The following is a 22,436-nucleotide window of genomic DNA, read 5'->3' on the forward strand; positions in this document are numbered from 1 at the left end:
CCTGGGACACTAGCAGCTATGGCCAATCAGGCAAATATGGCAACCTGCGTCATAGATTGTGTGAATCTTCTTGCCATGGCATAGCCTGATCAGGCGAGACGCAGCGGATGCGCTATACAATGCAGCGACGCTGCGTCTGACTTTGTGCAAAGGAATCGCCATGATCCACCAAACGTTCTGGCTGACCGCGACCGACCATAGCCGCCTGTTCGTCAACCAGTGGCTGCCCGAAACCGCCCCTTTGGCGCTGATCATGCTGGCTCACGGCATGGCCGAACACAGCGGCCGCTACGCCCGTCTGGCCCAGGCACTGTGCGACGAAGGCTATGGTGTCTGCGCTGTGGACCTGCGCGGCCATGGCAAGAGCGGCGAGGAAGCGCTTCTCGGCCATTTTGCCGACGAGGACGGCTGGACCAAGGTCGTGGGCGACCTGGCCAGCCTCAACCACCACATCGTCCAGCAATATCCCGATACCCCCATCCTGCTGCTGGGCCACAGCATGGGCAGCTACATCGCCCAGGGTTACCTATTGCATCACAGCGCCAGCCTGCACGGGGCGATTCTCAGCGGCTCGAACTTTCAGCCGGTGACGCTCTACCGCAGCGCTCGCCTGATCGCCCGCTTCGAACGCTGGCGCCAGGGTGCCACGGGGCGCAGCGCGTTGATCGAGTGGCTGTCGTTCGGCAGTTTCAACAAGAAATTCAAACCCACGCGCACCCCCTTCGACTGGCTCAGCCGTGACCCGGTCGAAGTCGACAAGTACGTCCACGACCCGCTGTGTGGCTTTCGCTGCACCAATCAACTGTGGGTCGACCTGCTCGGCGGGTTGCAGCAAATCAGCAAAGCGTCCAATCTCGCCCAGATCGATCCGGGCCTGCCCCTGCTGGTGATCGGTGGCGAATGTGATCCGGTGAGCGAAGGCAAGCGTCTGAAGGATCTGGCCGACGCCTTGCGTGACGCCGGCATCCGGCACCTGCAATTGACGATTTATCCGCAGGCCCGACACGAACTGTTCAATGAAACCAACCGCGATGAAGTGACCGCCGACGTGCTGGCCTGGATTGCCCAGGCCCTGAGCCACAAGCGGCCGCCACGCAGCGAGTAGGCTTGCAGCATTTTTCCTTTACTCCTTCACAGGATTTGAAACAGATGACCCAGGTTACCAACACCCCTTACGAAGCCCTCGAAATCGGCCAGACCGCCAGCTACAGCAAGACTGTCGAAGAGCGTGACATCCAGCTGTTCGCCGCGATGTCGGGCGATCACAACCCGGTGCACCTGGACGCCGAGTTCGCCGCCGCGAGCATGTTCAAGGAGCGCATCGCCCATGGCATGTTCAGCGGTGCGCTGATCAGCGCGGCGGTAGCCTGCGAGTTGCCTGGGCCGGGCACTATCTACATCGGCCAGCAGATGAGCTTCCAGAAACCGGTGAAAATCGGCGACACCCTGACCGTGCGCCTGGAGATCCTGGAAAAACTGCCGAAATTCCGTGTGCGCATCGCCACACGCGTGTTCAACCAGCGCGACGAGCTGGTGGTGGACGGCGAGGCCGAAATCCTCGCACCGCGCAAGCAGCAGACCGTGACCTTGCCGACGTTGCCGGCGATTACTGTCGGTTGATTCAAACTCACATGTGGCGAGGGAGCTTGCTCCCGCTCGGCGGCGAAGCCGTCGTAAAAAAAGCGACCGCGTTTGAGCAGTTCAAATGCGGTGGCTTTTTTGGGGGGCTTCGCCCCCAGCGGGAGCAAGCTCCCTCGCCACAGGGAACGCGGCGCGGCAATTACTGACGGTCTTCACGCACCTGCACGCTCGCCGTCATCCCAGCGCTCAGGTTCACCCCCTCCGGCACCTTGTCCAACTTGATCCGCACCGGTATCCGCTGGGCCAGGCGCACCCAGTTGAAGGTCGGCTCAACCTCCGCCAGCAACTGCGCATCGGGATTGGTGTTGCGGTCGGTAATGCCACGGCTGATGCTCTCGACATGGCCCTCCAGCGCATGGCCGGCGCTCATCAGCCAGATCTTGACCGGATCGCCTACGCGGATCCTCGGCAGCTTGGTTTCTTCGAAATAGGCCTGCACATAGAACGTCGAGTCGTCGATCAGCGCCATCACCGGCTGCCCGGCATTCACGTAGTTGCCTTCGGCCAGGCGCAGGTTGGTGATGTGGCCGTTGCGTGGGGCCAGGACCTGGCTGCGCGCCAGGTTCAGTTCGGCGACCTTGGCCTCGGCCTGGGCTTCGCGCAGTTCGCCTCGGGCGATGCCGGCGTTGATCTGGGCGTTTTCCCGCAGCTCGGCGCTGATGGCTTGAGGCCCAAGGGCGGCGCGGCGGCTGGCTTCGTGCTCGCGCAAGCTCAGTTGCTGCTGACGCGTCTGCACCACCGCCCGAGCCTTCTCCAGGGCCGCCTCGAAACGCTCACGGTCGATACTCAGCAACACATCGCCGGCCTTGACCTGCTGGTTATCCACCGCCTTGAGCTCGCGCACCCAACCCGACACGTCGGGTGCAATCACCACCACGTCGGCGCGGATCCGCGCATCGCGGGTCCAGGGTGTGAGCATGTAGTACTGCCACAAGTGAAACCCGGCGAAGATCGCCACGGCCACCATGCACAGCGTGACGGCGACACGTACGGATGTACGCATGTTCAACTCCTATAGCGGCCCGAGGACCACGGTAATAACGGTCAGGACACAGACATACAGGGCGCAGTCGAACAAGGCTTCATGCCAGATCCAGCGCCCGGCCGGCACCAGGCTGAACAACAGGCGCAACGCACCGGTCACCAGCAACGCCAGCACCACATAAATCAGGAATGGGCTGAGCAACACCCCGCCAATCGACCACTCACGCAAGCCCATGGCTGTGCTCCCGTCGTTCAGGTTCGTGCTGGTGGCACCAGGCGCGCCAGCTGTTTTGCAATTGCACCACCGCGCCCTGGGCCAGCTTCAATGCATCACCGGGCGGCTGGGTCGACAACACCTTCAGGAACTCGGCGCTCGCTGGGGCCAGCGCATCGGCCTGGTCACCGGTCGGGCCGTGTTCGAGCACCTGCTCCAGCGCTTCGAAATAACGACGCTGAGCCCGGGTATCAGGCACTTGGGCGACGGCCAGGCTCAGGCGCAAATGCAACAGTTCATCGCCAATGTCCAGGCCAAGCAAACCATCATCCCAGCGGCTGCGCGCCTGCACCGGCAATTCAGGGTAATGCCGCGCCAGTTGCAGCAGCCGGTCGGCCATGCGCCCGCCGAACCAGCTCTCGGCGCCACGCAGGCTGCGATGGGTCAGGCGCACCAGATCGTGGAGGGTCGCGGCCAGCAGGCGGCGGCTGTGCCAGGCCGGGTTGCGCAAAATCAGCAGATTGAAGGCCAGCACCGCAGCGCCCACGCCAATCATCATGGCCTGGGCGTTGTTGAAGAACGCCGCGACGTCGTACTTCATGGCATTGAGCGGTGAAATCAGCACCACGAAATGCAGGCAGAACGACGTCGCCGTGGCGAATATCTGCGGCTTGGCCATACCCAGCGCGCCGAAAAACAACGGCACGCCCATGGCCATGCAGAGCATCGCGAAACTGCTCCATTGCGGGAGTAGGAGCTCACCGATCACGAACGCCGTCGGCACGGCCAACAAAATGCCCCGGAGAAAACTCATGCCGATCTGCGCGCCGTTTTCGCGACTGGCAAACAGGCTGCACACCACGCACGTCAGCACCAACGCGCCCGAAGCGGCGGGCCAGGCTGTCGCCAGCCAGAAACAGGCCACCGCCAGGAACGCCAGCGCGCTGCGAGCACCAAAGACCATGGCCAGGGACAGATCACGATGAGGCGCCAGGGTTCGCGGTGGATCCGCCGCCTCCCGGCCCTCCTGCACCGCCGTCAGGGCTGCGCAGGCGGCCAGGGCGGTATCGAGCAACAAGGCGAACCGCGCCAGACAGTAACTTTGCGCCGAGCTGATCTGCGAATCGTGAGACGCATCCCATACCCGGGGGCGCAAGGCTTGCAGGGTCGCACTGTCGGCGTCGAGGGCCTGCTGTACCTCGTTCATCCATGGCTGGAGAGCCTCGGCCTCCTCGGGGTCGAGCTGTTTCCACTGCCGTCGCACCGAGCGCGAAAGGCGCAGCAGCATCAGCAATTTCTGGCTCAAGCCGCTGATGGCCCGGGCTCGCTGTCGGCCACGGCTGCCTTCGAACCAGGCATGTTCGCGCTGGGCATCCACCGCGACGATCCTGCCCAGAATTTCCAGCAACCCTTTTCGCGCCTGGACATCGCCAGCCAGGGTCGCACGGGCGGCCTGCATGCCGCTCTGCCAGGCGGCAAGGGCCTGACCGGCCAGTTGCCGCTCGACCCGCAACGGCCAGAGCAAGGCACTGGCCGCCGTGGCGCAGACAATGCCCAGGCTGATCTCGGTGCAACGCGCCACCGCCTGGTCGAACACACCCAGCGGATGGGAAATGGCCGGCAAGGCAATGATCGCCACCGTGTAACCGGCCAGCACGAACGAATACGACCAGGCACTGCGCAGCAACGTCGAACAGGCTGTGCACAAGCCCAGCCAGAGCGCCAAGGCCAGCAGGAACAACCAGGGCGCCTGGGCAAACAGGCCCATGAACACCACCGACATGACGGTGCCTACCAGCGTGCCGACCAATCGTGCCAACCCCTTCTGCACCACCATCCCGGACAGTGGCTGGGCGACGATGATCGCGGTCATCAGCGCCCATGACGGCTGCTCCAGCCCCCAGCGCAGCGCCAGCCACAACGCCAGCCCAGCGCCCAGCACCGTCTTGATAGCGAACTGCAAAGCGAGACGGTCGGGGGCAAACAAGGCCTGGAAAGTAATGGGCACGTAAGAGGCTCTTCTGGGGGGACGCAGTAACGATAGATGCAATACGGGGTGGTTGGCAGGCGCCAATTATTAGCTAGCTAACTATGCGAGTCCAGAGCTGTTTGCCAAGACATAAACCTAAGCGCTTTTGTGGCGAGGGAGCTTGCTCCCGCTGGGTTGCGAAGCGACCCTCTTTTTGGGCCTGCTCCGCAGTCCAGCGGGAGCAAGCTCCCTCGCCACGGGATAAAATCCTTGCCATAAAAAAACGCCAGGCAAGCTGGCGTTTTTTCAGGTCAGGGCCCGTGTTTAGCTGGCGCGCGCCTGGTTACGCAGGGCCTTGACCTGGTCATGGTTGCGTTGAACGCCATGGTACTGACGCTCGACCAGGTCACGAATACCGACCAGGTTGTGCTTGGTGATTTTTTCCAGCGCCTCCTTGTAAGCCTTGAGCGCATGGTCTTCGCCACGCTCGGCTTCGTTGAGCACCGCTTCTTCATCCTTGCCAGTGAACATGGATTTCACGTCGACCCAGCGACGGTGCAGGTCACCGGCAACGCTGGTGGAGGTTTCCGGATCGCCGCCCAAGGAACGTACGGCCGCTTGCAGCTCGGCTGCCGCAGTGGCGCAATCGGCGGCACGCTTGACGAACAGATCCTTGAGTTCTGGATGCTTGATGTCTTCAGCGCAGGTCTTGAAGCCTTCCTGGCCATCTTTGCTGGTCTCGATCAGGTCGTTCAAGACGGAGATGGATTCTTTGTTGATGTCAGTCATTTTTCAGTTCCTTTGCTTGGTGAATAAAAAACCTGCAAGGGATGTTGCATCGGCCATGCCAGTCAAAGAACCTCGTTAATTTTCTTTAAAATCAGTCAGTTAACAAAAAACAAGAAAACTGTATCCGCGTTATTTGCATGATCTGTCATTTGGCCTGCATGCAGAATGCCTGTATTTTCGAGGCAGATTTGAATCAGACGATTGCCATGAACCCGGAAAAGCTCGAATTGCTCATCACGCGTCAAATGCCGTTCGGCAAATACAAGGGTCGAATCCTGGCTGACCTGCCCGGTCAATACCTGAACTGGTTCGCCCGCGAGGGTTTTCCCCACGGTGAACTGGGGGGGTTGCTGGCACTGATGCAGGAAATCGATCACAACGGGCTGTCGGACCTGCTCGATCCCTTGCGTGCCAAACACGGCAAACCCAAGCCTCGCCCCTGACCAGTTGAGCCCCTGTCATGCCCGAAAACACGCTACGCGCCCATGATGAAAACTTCTGGCAGACGTTTGTCGGCCGCTACGACGTCGATCCCGCCGGGCCGCTCAACCTGGAAAACGGTTACTTCGGGCGTATGTCCCGCACTGTGGTGGAGGAGTACCAGCGCAACATCGAGTTCATCAACCGGGACAACTCGGTGTACGTGCGCCAGCATTTCGACCGTGAACACGGCGAAGCCATTCGTCGACAGGTGGCCCGGCTGATCCACGCATCCCCCCAGAGCGTGGCATTGGCCGGTAGCGCGGTGGATGCCTTGCAGACGCTGATTCGCAACTACAACGGCCTCAAGCCAGGCGATCAAGTGCTGATCTGTGATCTGGAATATGCCTCGGTCAAGAGCGCAGTGCGCTGGCTGGCCCGCCAGCGTGGCGTGGAGGTGATCGAGATCGTCCACCAGCACCCTGCCAGTTTCGAAAGCCTGGTGGGCACTTATCGCGAAGCGTTCATTCGCTACCCTCGCATCAAGTTGATGACGCTGACTTACGTCAACCACCTCACCGGACTGGTGATGCCGGTCCAGGCCATTGCCGAGAGTGCCCGCGAGTTCGCCGTCGATATCATCCTCGACGGTGCCCATGCCCTGGGCCAGATCGATTTCGACCTGAAGAAGCTCGGGATCGAATTCGCCGGTTTCAACCTGCAGAAGTGGATCGGCGGGCCCCTCTCCCAGGGGTTTCTGTACATCGCCCCGCAGCGCTTGGCCGACATCGACCCGGACATGGACGAAGACAGCTACCCCGCCACCGACGTCCGCTCGCGCACGCCCCACAGCACGCCCAACATCCCTGCCTTGCTCACCCTGCCGCTGGTCTTCGAAGAACACCGGGCCCTGGGTGGCGCTTCGGCCAAAGGCGCACGCCTCTGTTATCTGCGTGACCTGTGGGTGAGCGCCGTGCGCGATGTGCCAGGCATCGAAGTCATGACCCCGGATGACCGGCGTCTCTATTGCGGGATCACCGCGATGCGCTTCACCGCCCAGGCCGATCAACGGGCGATGGCCGATCGATTGCTCAGCGACCATGGGATCTTCACCGTGGTACGCAGTACCAGCGTCGGACCGTGCATCCGCATTACCCCAGGACTGATTACCTTGGCGAGTGATATCGAGCGGTTGACCCAGGCACTGATCCATCTGAGCCGAACATAGTTGAGCTTTTGAGCTTTTGTGGCGAGGGAGCTTGCTCCCGCTGGGCTGCGCAGCAGCCCCCTCTCAAGCTCACTCAATCAACCTGATCCACCGCGTCGCCGGACTCCAGGGCCGCTGCGCACCCCAGCGGGAGCAAGCTCCCTCGCCACCGGAATTTTGTGCTGCCATAAAAACCTGGGCAAAAAAAAACGGCGCGCCGACCAAGCGCACCGTAAAACCGTAGAACACCCAACGAGGTTCGGTAAAACAATCAGTCCAGCAGTGCCAAGGCCTCGGCGGTGCATTCCTGAATGCGGGCCCAGTCGCCGTTCTTGATCCATTCAGGATCAAGCATCCAGCTTCCGCCCACGCACATCACGTTTTTCAACGCCATGTAGCTCTTGATGTTGGCCGGGCTCACGCCGCCGGTCGGGCAGAATTTCACTTCGCCAAATGGGCCACCCAAGGCCTTGATGGCCGCGACGCCGCCGCTGACTTCGGCCGGGAACAGTTTGAAGCGACGATAGCCCAGGCTGTAGCCTTCCATGATGCCCGAGGCGTTGCTGATACCGGGCAGCAGCGGGATAGGGCTGTAGACGCTGGCCTCGAGCAGATCACGGGTGATGCCCGGCGTGACGATGAACTGCGAACCGGCGGCCTCGGCGGCGTCCAGCATGTGACGGTCGAGCACCGTGCCGGCACCGGTCACCAGTTCCGGACGCTGCTCACGCAGCACCTGGATGGCCTTGAGGCCGTATTGGGAACGCAGTGTCACTTCCAGCGCCGTCAGGCCACCGGAAGCCAGGGCATCGGCCAGTGGCAGGATGTCCTGTTCACGGGCGATGGTGATCACCGGCAGGATCCGCGCCTTGGCGCAGAGGCTGTCGATCAGGGCAACTTTGTCCGCCATGGAAACGGTCGGGGATGGGTTTGTCATAGCGGCTGATCCTTGGTTCATGGGCACCAGTAAATCTCTAACGTAGGTTGCAAGAACGCGCGGATCGGCATTTCGGCGACATCGTCACCCGCCACCGCAGCGTTCAAGGTGGTCAATTTCGACTGACCTGAAATCGACAGCACTTTGTGTTGCGCCGAAGCCAGCAAGACGCGGCTCATGGTCAAGCGCTGGTGCGGCACGGTCGGCGCCAGCATCGGCCAGCAGCGACGTGTGCCATTGGCGTCCAGTGCCTGGGCCAGGTTCGGGCTGCCAGGGAACAGCGAGGCGGTGTGTCCGTCATCGCCCATGCCCAAGACCAGCACGTCGATGGGCGGCAGCTCGGCCAACAAGCGATCCGCCTGTTCGGCAGCCGCTTCCAGGTTGCTGCTGGCGCTGTAGAGGCTCAGGAACTGGGCCTTGGCCGCCGCGCCTTGCAGCAGGTAACGCTTGAGCAGGCCTGCGTTGCTGTCGGCGTGTTCAACCGGAACCCAGCGCTCATCGGCCAGGCTGACCACCACTTTGGACCAGTCCAGCGCCTGCTTGGCCAGGTGCTGGAAAAACGCCACCGGGCTACGGCCACCGGAGACCACCAGGGTCGCCGCACCGCGTGCGTCGATTGCATTGCGCAATTGCTCGGCCACGTTCAGCGCCAGGCCTTCGGCCAGCACCACCGGGTTCTTGAACTCATGGGCGCTAACGCCCTGCGGCAGTTTCACTTCAGATATCGCCATACCATGACCTCCCATCCCGCGTGATCAGTGCAATGGAGCTCATCGGCCCCCAGGACCCAGCCGCATACGGCTTGGGCGCATCGCCGGATTTCTTCCATCCGGCGATCAACTGGTCACACCATGTCCACGCGGCTTCAATTTCATCTTTACGGACAAACAGGTTCTGATTGCCGTTCATGACTTCCAGTAACAACCGCTCGTAGGCATCGGGAATACGTGCGCTGCGATAGGTATCGGAGAAGTTGAGTTGCAGCGGACCGCTGCGCAATTGCATGCCCTTGTCCAGGCCTTGCTCCTTGGTCATCACTCGCAAGGAAATCCCTTCGTCCGGTTGCAGGCGGATGATCAGCTTGTTGCTGATCTGCAAGCGCTGCTCGGGCGCGAAGATGTAGTGGGACGGTTCCTTGAAGTGAATGACGATCTGCGACAGCTTTTGCGGCATGCGCTTGCCGGTACGCAGGTAAAATGGCACCCCGGCCCAGCGCCAGTTGCGGATGTCGGCGCGCAGGGCGACGAACGTCTCGGTGTCGCTCTGGGTGTTGGAGTTGGGTTCTTCGAGGTAGCCAGGCACCGACTTGCCCTCGCTGTGGCCGGCGATGTACTGGCCGCGCACCACCTGGGTGGTCAGGCCTTCCGGGCTGATCGGCGCCAGTGCCTTGAGCACCTTGACCTTCTCGTCACGGATGCTGTCGGCAGACAAGTCGGCCGGTGGGTCCATGGCGATCAGGCACAGCAACTGCAACAGGTGGTTCTGGATCATGTCCCGCAGTTGGCCAGCCTTGTCGAAATAGCCCCAGCGGCCTTCGATACCGACCTTCTCGGCCACGGTGATTTCCACGTGGGAAATGTAATTCTGGTTCCACTGGGTTTCGAACAGGCTGTTGGCAAACCGCAGCGCGATCAGGTTCTGGACCGTCTCTTTGCCCAGGTAATGGTCGATGCGATAGGTACGGTTTTCCGGGAAGAACTGCGCCACGGCGTCGTTGACCTTGCGCGAAGACTCCAGGTCCGAGCCGATGGGCTTCTCCAGCACGACACGGGTGTTTTCGCTCAAGCCAACCTTCGCCAGGTTCTCGCAGATCGCCCCATACACCGCCGCTGGGGTGGCGAAATAGGCAATGACCTGTTGGGTCGAACCGGCTGCTTCGGCCAAGGCGACGTAATCGTCGGCCTTGAGGAAATCCACGTGCAGGTAGGTCAATCGTGCCAGGAAGCGCTCGAGTACGGCTTCGTCCAGGTCTTTTTCACCGACGTAGCGACGCAGTTCGGCGGCGATGAACGCCAGGTGCTGCTGCTCGCCGCCGGGTTCACGGGCCAGCGCAATGATTCGCGTGTCCTCGTGCAACAATTGGGCGCCATCGAGCTGATACAGGGCAGGAAAGAGCTTGCGCAAGGCCAGATCGCCCAACGCGCCGAACAAGGCAAAGGTGCACGGTTCAACCGTAATCGAAGGCATGATGTTTGTTCTTTTATCAAGTTAAACTACAAATACCTTTTTTCAAGGTATCACTCAAGGAAAAATGTAGTAATAACCACAACATTTTTCGAAAACACCGATTCCGAGTGGTGGTCCGTCGGAGCCATCAGTAGGATAGGCCACCGCAAAGGGTCGTATCAAAGACCCGTCTTCCTAGGAATCTTGTATGGACCGCGTGCGAAATTTACTGGAACAGATCCAGAGTCGCCTTGAAGACCTGAACAAGGCCGAACGCAAGGTGGCCGAGATCATCCTGCTCAACCCGCAGCAGGCGACCCGCTTCAGCATCGCCGCCCTCGCCCAGGCGGCCTCGGTCAGTGAACCGACCGTCAACCGTTTCTGCCGCTCGTTCGGCGTCAGCGGTTACCCGGAACTCAAGCTGCAACTGGCCCAAAGCCTGGCCAGTGGCGCTGCTTATGTGAGCCGTGCAGTGGAAGCCGACGACAACCCGGAAGCCTATACCCGGAAAATCTTTGGCAGTGCCATTGCCTCATTGGACAGCGCCTGCCAGGCCCTTGATCCCAATTTGATCAGTCGCGCCGTGGACCTGCTGATCCAGGCCCGGCAGATCCACTTCTTCGGTCTCGGCGCCTCCGCCCCGGTAGCGTTGGATGCCCAGCACAAGTTTTTCCGCTTCAACCTGGCAGTGACCGCGCACGCCGACGTACTGATGCAGCGCATGATCGCGTCCGTGGCCCATACCGGTGAACTGTTCGTGATCATTTCCTACACCGGTCGTACCCGTGAGCTGGTGGAAGTGGCGCGCATCGCCCGGGAAAACGGCGCGTCGGTGCTGGGCCTGACCGCCGAAGGCTCGCCACTGGCCAAGGCCAGCACCTTGAGCCTGAACATCCCCCTGCCCGAAGACACTGATATCTATATGCCGATGACCTCACGGATCATCCAGCTCACCGTACTGGACGTGCTCGCCACCGGCATGACCCTGCGTCGGGGCGTGGACTTCCAGCCGCATCTGCGCAAGATCAAGGAAAGTCTGAATGCCAGCCGGTATCCGGTGGGGGATGAGTTCAACTGAACCGATCCAGAAGCCTCACTGCCTGACCGTTCCCACTCCGCGTGGGAACGATCCAGAGTTAAGCCCCCATCCGTGCCTGCAAACTCAGGTGCGCCCGCTCCCCCGGCGCCAGGCACAGGCTGTCGGTGCCGCCACTGGCCGCTTCGACGCAGACGAATTCACTGACTTCATCCCAACTCACCCCCAGCAACGGTCGCGCGCCGGGATGCCAGACCACGGTGTCGGCGCTGTCGCCGGTGTCGATGCGCAGTTCGCGCTGCCAGGCGTGGTCCTTGAGCTGCAATTCCCCCTCATGCTGGAACACCCGCTGGCAACCGCCCTCGACCCGCAACTCGCCTTCCTGCTGGCAAACCGCACGGCTCAACTGGTCGTAGCCCTGTGCGCCCTCCAGGCCAGACAGCGCTACCTCGCCGACATCACCAATACGCCAATAGGCGTGCAAGGCCTGGCTCAACTGGCATGGCAGGCTGTCCTGGTGCTCGGTGCTCAAGCGCAGTTCCATCCTTTCACCCAGATCGGCATGCAGGTCCACCTGCCAGTCGCACAGTTGCAACTGCCAATGCAGGTGTACGCCCTCGTCATCACTGCGGCTGTCGAGCAGTTTCCAATCGATCAGCCGCGCCCAACCATGGGACGGCCAGGCATTTTCGCTGGGATGCCGACCATACCAAGGCCAGCACACCGGTACCCCGCCGCGTATCGCACCGACTTGCGGCCACTTGGCCGCGCACCACAACCAGGGCTTCTGGCCTTTGGGCTGAAAATGCAGCAACTGTGCGCCCTGGCGACTGAACACCGCCTGGCACAACGGGTGATCGATCACCAACACATCGCGCTGCCGATAGCGCTCCCACGCGAACACCGGGCGTTCGCGCAAGGATCTGAAAAAGCGTTGTAGCGGATGCTCATGCATGGGCCGCGGTCCTGGAGATCATTGAATACTCAACTATGTACGACACTATTTTGTGGCGAGGGAGCTTGCTCCCGCTCGACTGCGAAGCAGTCGTAAACGAGGCAAATGCGGTCTGGCTGACGCACCGCAGTGAATGGTTTTGGGGTCGCTTCGCAACCCAGCGGGAGCAAGCTCCCTCGCCACAGGCTTCGCACTGACCCTATGCTCCCCAAAAAAAAGCGGACAGCCATGGCCGTCCGCAAATATGCGCACATAGAGAGGAGCTTATCGCAACAGCGTTAGAACACCGACTGAATTTTCAGGCCGGCCACCAGCGCGTTGTCGACTTCATCCACACCGCCCGGGTGAGTGATGTATTGCAGGTTAGGACGCACAGTCAGCCAGTTGGTAACGTGGACACCGTAGTTGAGTTCGTAGTTGTACTCAGTGCTACGCAACGGTGCGAACAGCGGATCGTTGTAATCGGTGACACCATTGGCCGCGTTGGTCAGCTCGGCGTTTTTCTTCACGTCTTCGTTGACATGGATGCGGGAAAAACCGATGCCGATGTCATCTTTTGGACGCGCATCGAATGGCCCCTTGTACACGAACATCAGCGACTGGTAGTTGTCGACGATGTTGGTGTCCTTATCGTGGAAGGTCGCGTTGGCGGCGATGTTCAGGCCGCGGGACGCGTCACCGTTGTGCGTGGTCAGTTGTTGCTGTGCCACGAACCAGTAGCCGTGCTTGCTATCGTGGCTGCGATAGGCGTTAAGGGTGGTCGCGGCATCGTCACCGTTGTCGTCTTCACGGACGTCATTGGCATCGGCCGTGCTCTTGTAGTAACCCACACGGTACTCACCCGGCAGGTTGTTGACCTTCGGCGACCAGACCAATTCGACCGGAATCACGGTGCCCTTGGTACCACTGCCGCTGAGTTTGAAGCCGTTGCCGTGTTCCAGTTGCGAGGGGTTCTGGTTGTATGCGCCGATCTGCGCATAGAACTCAGGCGTGAGGTTGTACTTCACGCGGATCGCGGCCTGGCTGACGGGCCAGTTGTACCAGATGCCGGTCGCCCAGTTACCCACTTGGGAACCGCAGAAGGCCAGGTTCTGGAATTCACAAGGGAAGGTGTTGAAGTCTTCGCCTTCGCCGAAGTAACCGGCCTTGACGTCCAGCTTGCCGTCGAGGAACTGGTGCTTGATCCACAACTGGGTCAGACGGACCATGTGGCCACGGCCGTAGACTTCCTGGGAAGAACTCAAGGTGCCGGCACGCGGGTCGCCGACCCGGTCGTTGGAAATGTTTTCACCGTTACGGTTGGTCAGCTGGATCTTGGCCTGGGTGTTATCCCAGCCCATCAGTTTTTCCAGGTCCAGTGCCACACCCAGACCGAACTGGTCGGAGTAACGCGCGGTCTTGTCGTTGTTGTAGCCGCCGTGCAGGTTGCCACCGACTTCACCGACGTAGTCGGCCTTGATGTCGATACCCTGCTCGATCAGCTCGGTACGCTTACCACCCCAGTCACCCGTCATCCACGGCGAATCGGCGCTGAAGGCGTCGGCAGCCTGTGCGCTACCGGCCAGCATCATCGCCGCAACGGCTGACAACTGGCAGATAAGCTGGGCGTTATTTTTCTTCTTCATCCCTACATCCTCGTCTTTATTGTTATTAACTGTTTTTATCTAACGCGGTTTACAACGATTGCGGCGGGTGGTCCCCCACTCACCGCATACTCCTTCTTTGTGGGAGCACGTTGACTCCCTCATTTGTTCTTCATCGGCCTTTGAACTGCGCCACGTTCGCCGACCGAGCATCGGCTTGCGGCTGGCCAGCCACGCCCAGGCGTTCACCGGACTGCGCATCGAACAACAGCACCTTCGACGGATCGAATTGCAGCGTCAGGGTTTCCCCCGGCTGCGGTGCCACGTCCGGCGCCAGGCGGCAGCAGACCTTGGTGTCGTTGAGATTGACGAACACCAGGGTGTCCGGCCCGGTGGGCTCGGTGACCTGGACTTCGGCGCGAATGGTCGGCAAGCCGTTGGGCTCGCTGCCTGCCAGCATGATCTGCTCCGGGCGCATGCCCAGGATCACTTCGCGGTCTTCCAGGCCGGCGTCCTGCATGCCCATCGGCAGTTCACAACGGGCCTGGCCACTGTCGAGCAGCGCCAGCAAGCGACCGTCCTTGCGTTGCAGGCGCAGCGGGATGAAGTTCATCGGTGGCGAACCGATGAAGCTCGCCACGAACAGGTTGGCCGGGTTGGTGTAGATGTCTTTCGGCGTACCGAACTGCTGGATGATCCCGTCCTTCATCACCGCCACTTTGTCGCCCAGGGTCATGGCTTCGATCTGGTCGTGGGTCACGTAGACCGTGGTGGTCTTCAGGCGCTGGTGCATCAGTTTCATTTCGGTACGCATCTCGACCCGCAGCTTGGCGTCGAGGTTGGACAGCGGTTCGTCGAACAGGTAGATCTTCGGCCGCCGCGCCAGCGCCCGGCCCATGGCCACGCGCTGTTGCTGGCCGCCGGAAAGCTGGCCGGGCTTGCGATTGAGCAGGTGTTCGATCTGCAGCAGCTTGGCCACGCGGGTGACTTCTTCGTCGATGGCGGCCTGGTTCATCTTGCGGATTTTCAGACCGAACTCGATGTTCTCGCGCACGCTCATGGTCGGGTACAGCGCGTAAGACTGGAACACCATGGCGATGTCGCGATCTTTCGGGCTCATGCCGCTGACATCCTGGTCGCCGATCATGATCGCGCCGCCAGTGATGGTCTCGAGGCCGGCGATGCAGTTCATCAGCGTCGACTTGCCACAGCCCGAAGGCCCGACCAGGATCAGGAACTCACCGTCCTTGATCGACAACTCGATGTTCTTCAGGGTGTCCGGCAGGCCGGCACCATAAGTCTTGTTTACGTTGCGAAGTTCAAGCGTTGCCATGATTACCCCTTGACTGCGCCGGCCGTCAGGCCGCGCACGAAATACTTGCCTGCGACCACATAGACCAGCAGGGTCGGCAGCCCGGCGATCATCGCCGCCGCCATGTCCACGTTGTATTCCTTGGCCCCGGTGCTGGTGTTGACCAAGTTGTTCAGCGCCACCGTGATGGGCTGCGAATCACCGCTGGAGAACACCACGCCGAACAGGAAGTCGTTCCAGATCTGCGTGAACTGCCAGATCAGGCAGACCATGATGATCGGGGTGGACATTGGCAGGATGATCCGCCGGAAAATGGTGAAGAACCCCGCACCGTCCAACCGCGCAGCCTTGACCAGCGCGTCGGGAATGCTGACGTAGTAGTTGCGGAAGAACAGCGTGGTGAATGCCAGGCCGTAGACCACATGCACGAACACCAGGCCCGTGGTGGTGCTGGCCAGGCCCATCTTGCCGAGGGTGAACGAGGCCGGCAGCAGGACGGTCTGGAACGGCAGGAAGCACCCGAACAGCAACAGACCGAAGAACAACTGCGAACCGCGAAAACGCCACATCGACAACACGTAGCCGTTCAAGGCACCGATGGCGGTGGAGATCAGCACCGCCGGGACGGTGATCTTGATCGAGTTCCAGAAGTAGCCGTCCACCGTGGCCCAGGCCTTGACCCAGCCGATGCCGCTGACCACGGTCGGCCAGCTCAGCAGGTTGCCGGTGCTGATGTCTTCCGGCGTCTTGAAGCTGGTCAACAGCATGACCACCAACGGCACCAGGTAAAGCAATACGGCGAGGATCAGCACCGCGTAGATGGCGATGCGACTCAGGCTGATGGAAGGTTTGGCAGCGAGACTAGTCATGACGCTTGGTCCTCAGCTCGGAGTACAGGTAAGGCACGATGATTGCGAGGATCGCACCGAGCATCAGGATTGCACTGGCCGAGCCCATGCCCATCTGGCCGCGACTGAAGGTGAAGGAGTACATGAACATCGCTGGCAGGTCGGAGGAATAACCCGGGCCACCGGCCGTCATCGCGGCCACCAGGTCGAAGCTCTTGATCGCGATATGCGCCAGGATCATCACGGCACTGAAGAACACCGGGCGCAGGCTCGGTAGCACCACTTTCCAGTAGATGCGCGGCATGCTCGCGCCATCGATCTGCGCGGCACGGATGATCGATTGATCGACACCCCGCAGGCCGGCCAGGAACATCGCCATGATGAAGCCCGAGGCCTGCCACACCGCAGCGATCACCAGGCAGTACACCACTCGATCCGGGTCGATCAGCCAATCCAGGCGGAAGCCTTCCCAACCCCAGTCACGCAACAATTTGTCCAGGCCCATGCCCGGGTTGAGCAGCCATTTCCAGGCTGTACCGGTGACGATCATCGAGAGCGCCATCGGGTACAGGTAAATCGTGCGGATAAAACCTTCACGACGAATGCGCTGGTCAAGGAACACCGCCAGCAGCACGCCGATCACCAGGGTGATACCGATGAACAGGCCGCCGAACAATGCCAGGTTCTTGCTCGCCACCCACCAGCGATCGTTGTCCATCAGCCGGGCATATTGCGCCAGGCCTGCCCACTTGTAGTTCGGCAGGAACGTCGAAGTGGTGAACGACAGGACGAACGTCCACAAGATATAGCCATAGAAGCCCACCAGGACGATGAACATGCTCGGCGCCAGCACCAGTTTCGGGAGCCAGCGCTGCAATGCATCGAACGGCGAGGCCTTGCTGAACACAGCAACAGAACTCATGGGAAGATCCAAAACAAGGTTACAAGGGCATCCCTTTGTGGGAGCGAGCTCTGTGGCGAGGGGATTTATCCCCGATCGGCTGCGAAGCAGCCGCAAAGCCATTGCATGCGGTGTTTCTGACACTCCGCCATTGCGACTTTTCGGGGCCGCTGCGCGACCCATCGGGGCGGTGCGACGTTTCGCTAAATCCCCTCACCACAAAAGCTCCCACAAGGGAAGCGGCGCTAATTACTTCGCAGACTGAACCGCAGCGCCGAGTTTCTTGGCGGCATCGGCCGGGTCGGCTTTCGGGTCGTTGATGTAGTTGGTCACCACGTCAAAGAACGCACCCTGTACCGCCAGCGTGGTCGCCATGTTGTGCGCCATGCTTGGCTGCAGGCCGCCAGACTTGGCGTCCGTCAGGAAGTCCTTGGCAGCGGTCTGGGCGCAGGAATCGAAACCGTACTTGGCCATGTCGGCCAGCATGTCGTTACGAACCGGGATCGAGCCTTTGTTGATGCTGAAGACTTTCTGGAAGTTCTCGCCCAACACGACCTTGGCGATATCCTGCTGACCGGCCGCAGTGCCTTTGTCTTTCTGCTTGAACACCGCCAGGGAGTCGATGTTGTAGGTGAAGGCCTTGTCGGTGCCCGGGAAGGCCACGCACTCGTAGTCCTTGCCGGCGACTTTCTTCGCCGCGGTCCACTCGCTCTTGGCCCAGTCACCCATGATCTGCATGCCGGCCTTGCCGTTGATGACCTTGGCCGCTTCCAGGTTCCAGTCCTGGCCCTTGCCGTCGGCGTCCATGTAGGTCGCGACTTTCTTCAGCTCGGTCAGCGCCTTGATCATTTCCGGACCGGTCAGGGCCTCATCGTCCAGGTCGACCAGGGCCTTTTTGTAGCCATCGGCGCCCATGACCGAGAGCACCACGGCTTCGAATACGGTGCTGTCCTGCCAAGGCTGGCCACCGTGGGCGAGCGGAATAAAGCCCGCGGCCTTGAGCTTGTCGCCGGCTGCGTAGAACTCTTCGAGGGTGGTTGGGTTCTTGGTGATGCCGGCTTTCTTGAAGACTTCCGGGTTGATCCACAGCCAGTTGACGCGGTGGATGTTCACCGGCACGGCGACGTAGTCACCGTCGTACTTCACGGTATCGGAGACTTTCTTGTCGAGCAGGCTGTCCCACTTCTCGGCCTTGGCAACATCTTTCAGGATGTCGGTGTCGAGCAGCCCGGTGGACGCCCATTCCTGGATGTCCGGGCCCTTGATCTGGGCGACGCCAGGCGGGTTACCAGCCACGGCACGGCTCTTGAGCACGGTCATGGCAGTGGAACCGCCACCACCGGCGACAGCGCCGTCCTTCCAGGTAAAGCCGTCTTTTTCTACCTGGGCCTTGAGCACATCGACCGCGGCTTTTTCACCACCCGACGTCCACCAGTGGACGACTTCCACGGAACCTTTGGATTCGGCGGCAAGGGTGCTGACAGGGAAGGCTGCGACGGGAAGCAGGGAAGCAAGAGAAATGACAGTAGCGAGGCGAGAAATCGCATTCATCTAGAATTACCTTTCTTGTTGTTATGCATGCAAGTCTGGTGCTTGCGCTGCATGGATTCTAATCAGAGGGAATCCCTTCGCAGGTAACGAAGGGACGTGCAAATGTCACGACATGGTTACACAGGCGAAGGACTGGATAACCGCGCCAGGGCTGACGCCATGCTCGGTGCCAAGGGCAGGCGCGGAATCAACACCGCCTGCCAGGCGTGATACAGGTCCGGCTTGCCTGGCCAGATGTCGGCGCTGGGGCGGTTTTGCGGATCGAGTTCGTGATGCCAGCTGCCGTTGCAGCGGTCGATGAAATGTTTGTCACAGAACTCCCAGAAGCGCCGGTACCAGGCTTCGTACTTCGCCTCGTCGGTGCGCTTGAGCAAGGCGCTGGCAGCGGCCGCCGCTTCGGCGTGGACCCAATGCAGTCGATGGCGAACCACCGCGCGGTTGTCCCAATCCAGGGTGTAGACAATGCCCGGCGCACCGTCGACGCCCCAACCGTGGCGGCAGTTCTGATCGAAGAGTTTTTGTGCGTCCTGGGCCAGCCAACCCGGGGTCAGCATGCCGATCTGGACGCGCGCCGCCTCAAGGTGCAGCAGCAGTCGCGCCCATTCGAAACCGTGGCCAGGGGTGGTGCCGTAGGGACGGAAACCATCGGCAGGATTGTCCTGGTTATATTCGCGCAGCGGCTGCCAGTGGCGATCGAAATGCTCCACCACCAGGTAGTCGTTGGCGGCGGCATGGCCGTGGATCACCCGTTCGACGATGTGCAGGGCGCGAGCCAGCCAGCGCGGGTCGTCGGTGGCATCGGCCAGGGCCAGGAACGCTTCGGTGGCGTGCATGTTGCTGTTGGCGCCGCGATAGGCCTCTTCCTCAGTCCAGTCGCGGTTGAAGGATTCGCGCAGTGCCCCCTCTTCTTCGCTCCAGAAATGCTCATCGATGATTCGCACCGCTTCGTCCAGCAATGCCTGGGCGCCAGGCCGCTGGGCCACCACCGCGGAACTGGCCGCCAGGGCAACGAATGCATGCAAGTAGGCCGCCTTGCCCGCGCCATCTTCATCAGGCCGTGTCGTGGCAAACCAGCCACCGTGCTCGGCGTCGCGCAAGGGGCCGCTCAGCGCCTGGACACCGTGGTCCACCAGCTCGGCAAACCCCGGCAGACCCTGGATGTGGGCCATGGCAAAGCTGTGGGTCATGCGCGCGGTGTTCATGGTTTCGGCCCGTGCATTGGCCGGCAGGCGCCCCAGCTCGTCCAGGTTGCCAAAGCCGTCCGGCAGCTTCGATGCCTTGGCGAACGCCAGCAGCCGCAAGCCTTCGTCGGCAAGCCATTGCTGGTGGGCAGGGGCGTTCAGCCAACTGCTGAAGGCCGGTTGGAAGGTGTCCATTGGGTGGTACCTTTTTTGTTGTTTTGACGCAGGGAGTCTAAACAAGGGATGGCGGGCGGCAGGTAACGAAAGGGACGAGTTATGTCACCGACTTGTGACATTGATGATCGTTCCCCCCGCGCGGGAATGCCGCCCGGGACGCTCTGCATCCCCTTTAAAGCCGAACGCAGAGCGTCCGTTGAGGCATCCCCCGCAGAGCGTGGGAACGATCAGTCAGTTGAACGAGGCAATTGCAGGGTCACCCGCAACCCCCCTTCACGCAGGTTCTGCAAGCTCACTTCGCCGCCATGGCTGTGGGCGATGTTGCGGGCGATGCCCAGGCCCAGGCCATAGCCCTGCTGTTGCCCGGCCAGGCGGAAGTGCGGTTCGAAAACTTGCTCCAGGCGCTGTTCCGGCACGCCGGGGCCTTCATCGTCGACGTGCAGGATGAAGGCAGTTTCATCATCATCGATGTGCAGGTGGGCGTTCTGCCCGTATTTCAAGGCATTGTCGATCAGGTTGCCGATGCAGCGCTTGAGCGCCAGTGGCTTGCCCGGATACGGCGCCAGCGCCCGGCCATCCTGGGTCACCCGACCGTTGCCGTTGGGCGCCAGGTAAGGTTCGACCAGGCAATCGAGCACATGATTGAGGTCCACCGGTTCGATGTTTTCGTGGATGTCGGTGTCCTTGACGCATTGCAGCGCGCCTTTGACCAACAACTCCAACTCATCCAGGTCACGACCAAACTTGGCCTGCAGGTTTTCGTCTTCCAACAGCTCGACCCGCAAGCGCAAGCGGGTGATCGGTGTGCGCAAGTCGTGGGAAATCGCGCTGAATAACTGGCTGCGTTCGGTCAGGTAACGGCTGATGCGTTCGCGCATGGCATTGAACGCCCGCCCCACTTCCACCACTTCGCTGCCGCCGCCCTCGGCCACCGGCTCCACTTCGGCACCCAGGGACATGTCCCGCGCGGCCCGGGCCAAACGCTTGAGCGGTCGGCTCTGCCAGTGCACCAGCAAGCCGATGAACAGCAATAACAAGCTGCTGGTAAGCACGATGAAACCCACCTGTTGCGTAGGCAGGTCCTGCTCTTCGAGGCTGGTGTAAGGTTCGGGCAGCAGCGAGGCGATGTACAACCACTCCCCCGGCGCCATCTGGATCTGCGTGACCAGCACCGGCGGGTTCACCGGTTCCAGGGTCAAGGCGTAGTGAGCCCACGAACGGGGCAGTTCATCGAGTTTGAGCCCAGCGTTGAAAATTCGCAGGTCGTCGGGGCTGACAAAATTCACCGATATGTCGGCGTTACTGCCCAACGACCGGCGCAACACATCGTCCACCGCCTTGAGCACCGCCAGTTTGCGCGACGTGATCGGCAACACGTCCATGCCCAGGGGCTTGTCGTTGAGCGTGACGACAAATCGCGTACCGCCCATGCTGCGCAACTGATCCAGCACCAGCGGCCGGTAAGCCACCGGCAGCGAACGCAAATAACTGACGCTGGCGGTCATCGAATGGGCCAGGCTGCGGGCACTGGTGACCAGGCCTTCGAGCTGGGTGGCGCGCAACTGCGAGACCCAGATCAGGCTGGACAAGGTCTGGGCGAACAACACCACCAGCAAGGTCAGCAGCAGCATCCGTCCCAGCAGCGAGCGCGGTACCGGCACCCGTCGGGCGACTTTTTTGATCCAGTCAATGACCATTGCTGGCAACCACACTGGCCGCCAGCTGATAACCGCTGCCACGCACCGTGCGAATCAGTCGCGGCGGCTTGTCGGTGTCACGCAAGCGCTGACGCAGACGACTGACCGCCATGTCGACGATCCGGTCCAGGGGCATCAGCTCACGACCGCGGGTCGCATTGCCGATGGTGTCGCGGTCGAGGATTTCCTGGGGATGATCGAGAAACAACTTGAGCAGCGCGAAGTCGGCACCGGAGAGAATCACCTCTTCACCGTCGGTGTGGAACAGTCGATGACTGACCATGTCCAGCCGCCATTCATCGAAGGCCAGCACTTCGCCGCTGGGGCGTTCCTGGCCAAATTGTGCGCGGCGCAGCAGTGCCTTGATGCGCGCCTGCAATTCACGCGGACTGAAGGGCTTGCCCAGGTAATCATCGGCGCCCAATTCGAGGCCGATGACCCGGTCGGCTTCGTCGGAACTGGCGGTGAGCATGATGATGGGCACATGAGCCTGGCGTGGGTGTTGGCGAACCCAGCGGCATAGGCTGAAGCCGTCTTCATCGGGCAGCATCACATCGAGGATCACCAGGTCGCTCGGCGCCTCGTTCAGCGCCTGGCGAAACCCGGCGCCATCAGGCGTGGTCCGCACCTGGAACCCCGCACGGCTGAGGTAGGTGTCCAGCAGTTCGCGAATCTCCTGGTCGTCGTCGACCAACAAAATCGATTTGTTTACTGAACTCACGGGCCTCGTCCTTGTTGTTTGGATTGGGGCGATTATGCCTGATGGACAAGGCCTACAAACACACTGCAAAAACTCTGTGGGAGCGAGCTTGCTCGCGATAGCGGTGCAACAGCCAACCTCAATGGCGACTGACACTCCGTCATCGCG

The 22,436-nt window shown here is 61.2% G+C and carries 21 protein-coding genes; 5 read left to right on the forward strand and 16 right to left on the reverse strand.

Features of this window, described 5'->3' with window-relative positions:
• Positions 1-160: 160 nt before the first annotated feature.
• Together V7773_RS17380 and V7773_RS17385 are read left to right on the forward strand one after the other, a co-directional pair.
• Positions 161-1,105 carry an alpha/beta hydrolase gene (locus V7773_RS17380; protein WP_336074252.1) on the forward strand — a complete coding sequence of 315 codons (945 nt, stop codon included), beginning with the start codon at positions 161-163 and terminating at the stop codon, positions 1,103-1,105.
• 44 nt (positions 1,106-1,149) lie between these two features.
• The gene (locus V7773_RS17385; RefSeq protein WP_014336929.1) at positions 1,150-1,620 is read left to right on the forward strand and encodes a MaoC family dehydratase; all 471 of its coding nucleotides are present in this window, start codon (positions 1,150-1,152) and stop codon (positions 1,618-1,620) included.
• Between the two features lie 160 nt (positions 1,621-1,780).
• Here the strand turns inward: V7773_RS17385 and V7773_RS17390 are convergent, their stop codons facing one another.
• The 4 genes from V7773_RS17390 to V7773_RS17405 form a co-directional block, all read right to left on the reverse strand.
• Positions 1,781-2,644, reverse strand: a complete 864-nt coding sequence (locus V7773_RS17390) for an HlyD family secretion protein (protein ID WP_336074254.1) — start codon at positions 2,642-2,644, stop codon at positions 1,781-1,783.
• A gap of 9 nt (positions 2,645-2,653) precedes the next feature.
• Positions 2,654-2,860: a DUF1656 domain-containing protein gene (locus V7773_RS17395; RefSeq protein ID WP_336074255.1), complete on the reverse strand. Its 207-nt coding sequence runs from the start codon at positions 2,858-2,860 to the stop codon at positions 2,654-2,656.
• Positions 2,847-4,847, reverse strand: coding sequence for an FUSC family protein (locus tag V7773_RS17400; protein WP_336074256.1), 2,001 nt, complete (start codon positions 4,845-4,847; stop codon positions 2,847-2,849). Before V7773_RS17400 ends, V7773_RS17395 begins: the two co-directional genes overlap by 14 nt.
• Positions 4,848-5,132: 285 nt before the next feature.
• Positions 5,133-5,597, reverse strand: coding sequence for a PA2169 family four-helix-bundle protein (locus V7773_RS17405; protein ID WP_063322630.1), 465 nt, complete (start codon positions 5,595-5,597; stop codon positions 5,133-5,135).
• Positions 5,598-5,803: 206 nt separating this feature from the next.
• On the opposite strand from V7773_RS17405, the gene V7773_RS17410 reads away from it, so the two are divergent.
• Both V7773_RS17410 and V7773_RS17415 read left to right on the forward strand, forming a co-directional pair.
• Entirely contained in the window at positions 5,804-6,040 is a 237-nt protein-coding gene (locus V7773_RS17410) for a DUF3820 family protein (protein WP_014336924.1), read from the forward strand.
• 17 nt (positions 6,041-6,057) lie between these two features.
• Positions 6,058-7,245 (forward strand): aminotransferase class V-fold PLP-dependent enzyme, encoded by a 1,188-nt coding sequence (locus V7773_RS17415; RefSeq protein WP_336074257.1) that lies wholly within the window; start codon positions 6,058-6,060, stop codon positions 7,243-7,245.
• A 250-nt stretch (positions 7,246-7,495) separates the two neighbouring features.
• Here the strand turns inward: V7773_RS17415 and V7773_RS17420 are convergent, their stop codons facing one another.
• From V7773_RS17420 to zwf, 3 genes are read right to left on the reverse strand one after another with little or no spacing between them, the layout of a single operon-like run.
• Positions 7,496-8,161, reverse strand: coding sequence for a bifunctional 4-hydroxy-2-oxoglutarate aldolase/2-dehydro-3-deoxy-phosphogluconate aldolase (locus V7773_RS17420; RefSeq protein WP_336074258.1), 666 nt, complete (start codon positions 8,159-8,161; stop codon positions 7,496-7,498).
• A 17-nt stretch (positions 8,162-8,178) separates the two neighbouring features.
• Positions 8,179-8,892 (reverse strand): 6-phosphogluconolactonase, encoded by a 714-nt coding sequence (gene pgl, locus V7773_RS17425; RefSeq protein ID WP_336074259.1) that lies wholly within the window; start codon positions 8,890-8,892, stop codon positions 8,179-8,181.
• Entirely contained in the window at positions 8,879-10,348 is a 1,470-nt protein-coding gene (gene zwf / locus V7773_RS17430) for a glucose-6-phosphate dehydrogenase (protein WP_060738865.1), read from the reverse strand. The genes pgl and zwf overlap by 14 nt, the downstream gene beginning before the upstream one ends.
• A 196-nt stretch (positions 10,349-10,544) precedes the next feature.
• On the opposite strand from zwf, the gene V7773_RS17435 reads away from it, so the two are divergent.
• Positions 10,545-11,405: a MurR/RpiR family transcriptional regulator gene (locus tag V7773_RS17435; RefSeq protein WP_170842276.1), complete on the forward strand. Its 861-nt coding sequence runs from the start codon at positions 10,545-10,547 to the stop codon at positions 11,403-11,405.
• A gap of 58 nt (positions 11,406-11,463) precedes the next feature.
• Here V7773_RS17435 and V7773_RS17440 read toward each other — a convergent pair whose 3' ends face one another.
• The 9 genes from V7773_RS17440 to V7773_RS17480 form a co-directional block, all read right to left on the reverse strand.
• Positions 11,464-12,318, reverse strand: coding sequence for a D-hexose-6-phosphate mutarotase (locus V7773_RS17440; RefSeq protein ID WP_092144246.1), 855 nt, complete (start codon positions 12,316-12,318; stop codon positions 11,464-11,466).
• A 278-nt stretch (positions 12,319-12,596) separates the two neighbouring features.
• The gene (locus tag V7773_RS17445) at positions 12,597-13,943 is read right to left on the reverse strand and encodes a carbohydrate porin (protein ID WP_336074260.1); all 1,347 of its coding nucleotides are present in this window, start codon (positions 13,941-13,943) and stop codon (positions 12,597-12,599) included.
• 130 nt (positions 13,944-14,073) lie between these two features.
• Positions 14,074-15,234: an ABC transporter ATP-binding protein gene (locus tag V7773_RS17450; RefSeq protein WP_072348860.1), complete on the reverse strand. Its 1,161-nt coding sequence runs from the start codon at positions 15,232-15,234 to the stop codon at positions 14,074-14,076.
• Between the two features lie 2 nt (positions 15,235-15,236).
• On the reverse strand, positions 15,237-16,082 hold the full coding sequence (locus tag V7773_RS17455; RefSeq protein ID WP_003198539.1) for a carbohydrate ABC transporter permease: 846 nt from the start codon (positions 16,080-16,082) through the stop codon (positions 15,237-15,239).
• Positions 16,075-16,983, reverse strand: coding sequence for a carbohydrate ABC transporter permease (locus V7773_RS17460; RefSeq protein ID WP_003198535.1), 909 nt, complete (start codon positions 16,981-16,983; stop codon positions 16,075-16,077). Before V7773_RS17460 ends, V7773_RS17455 begins: the two co-directional genes overlap by 8 nt.
• 228 nt (positions 16,984-17,211) lie before the next feature.
• On the reverse strand, positions 17,212-18,513 hold the full coding sequence (locus V7773_RS17465) for an ABC transporter substrate-binding protein (protein ID WP_092144242.1): 1,302 nt from the start codon (positions 18,511-18,513) through the stop codon (positions 17,212-17,214).
• Positions 18,514-18,629: 116 nt separating this feature from the next.
• Positions 18,630-19,889 (reverse strand): D-mannose isomerase, encoded by a 1,260-nt coding sequence (locus V7773_RS17470; protein WP_336074261.1) that lies wholly within the window; start codon positions 19,887-19,889, stop codon positions 18,630-18,632.
• Positions 19,890-20,098: 209 nt separating this feature from the next.
• Positions 20,099-21,568 carry an ATP-binding protein gene (locus V7773_RS17475; RefSeq protein ID WP_336074262.1) on the reverse strand — a complete coding sequence of 490 codons (1,470 nt, stop codon included), beginning with the start codon at positions 21,566-21,568 and terminating at the stop codon, positions 20,099-20,101.
• Positions 21,558-22,289, reverse strand: coding sequence for a response regulator transcription factor (locus V7773_RS17480; protein ID WP_336074263.1), 732 nt, complete (start codon positions 22,287-22,289; stop codon positions 21,558-21,560). Before V7773_RS17480 ends, V7773_RS17475 begins: the two co-directional genes overlap by 11 nt.
• Positions 22,290-22,436: the final 147 nt, after the last annotated feature.

It is taken from the genome of Pseudomonas sp. 3JA (assembly GCF_036961705.1).
Taxonomy (GTDB): Bacteria; Pseudomonadota; Gammaproteobacteria; order Pseudomonadales; family Pseudomonadaceae; genus Aquipseudomonas; species Aquipseudomonas fluorescens_Q.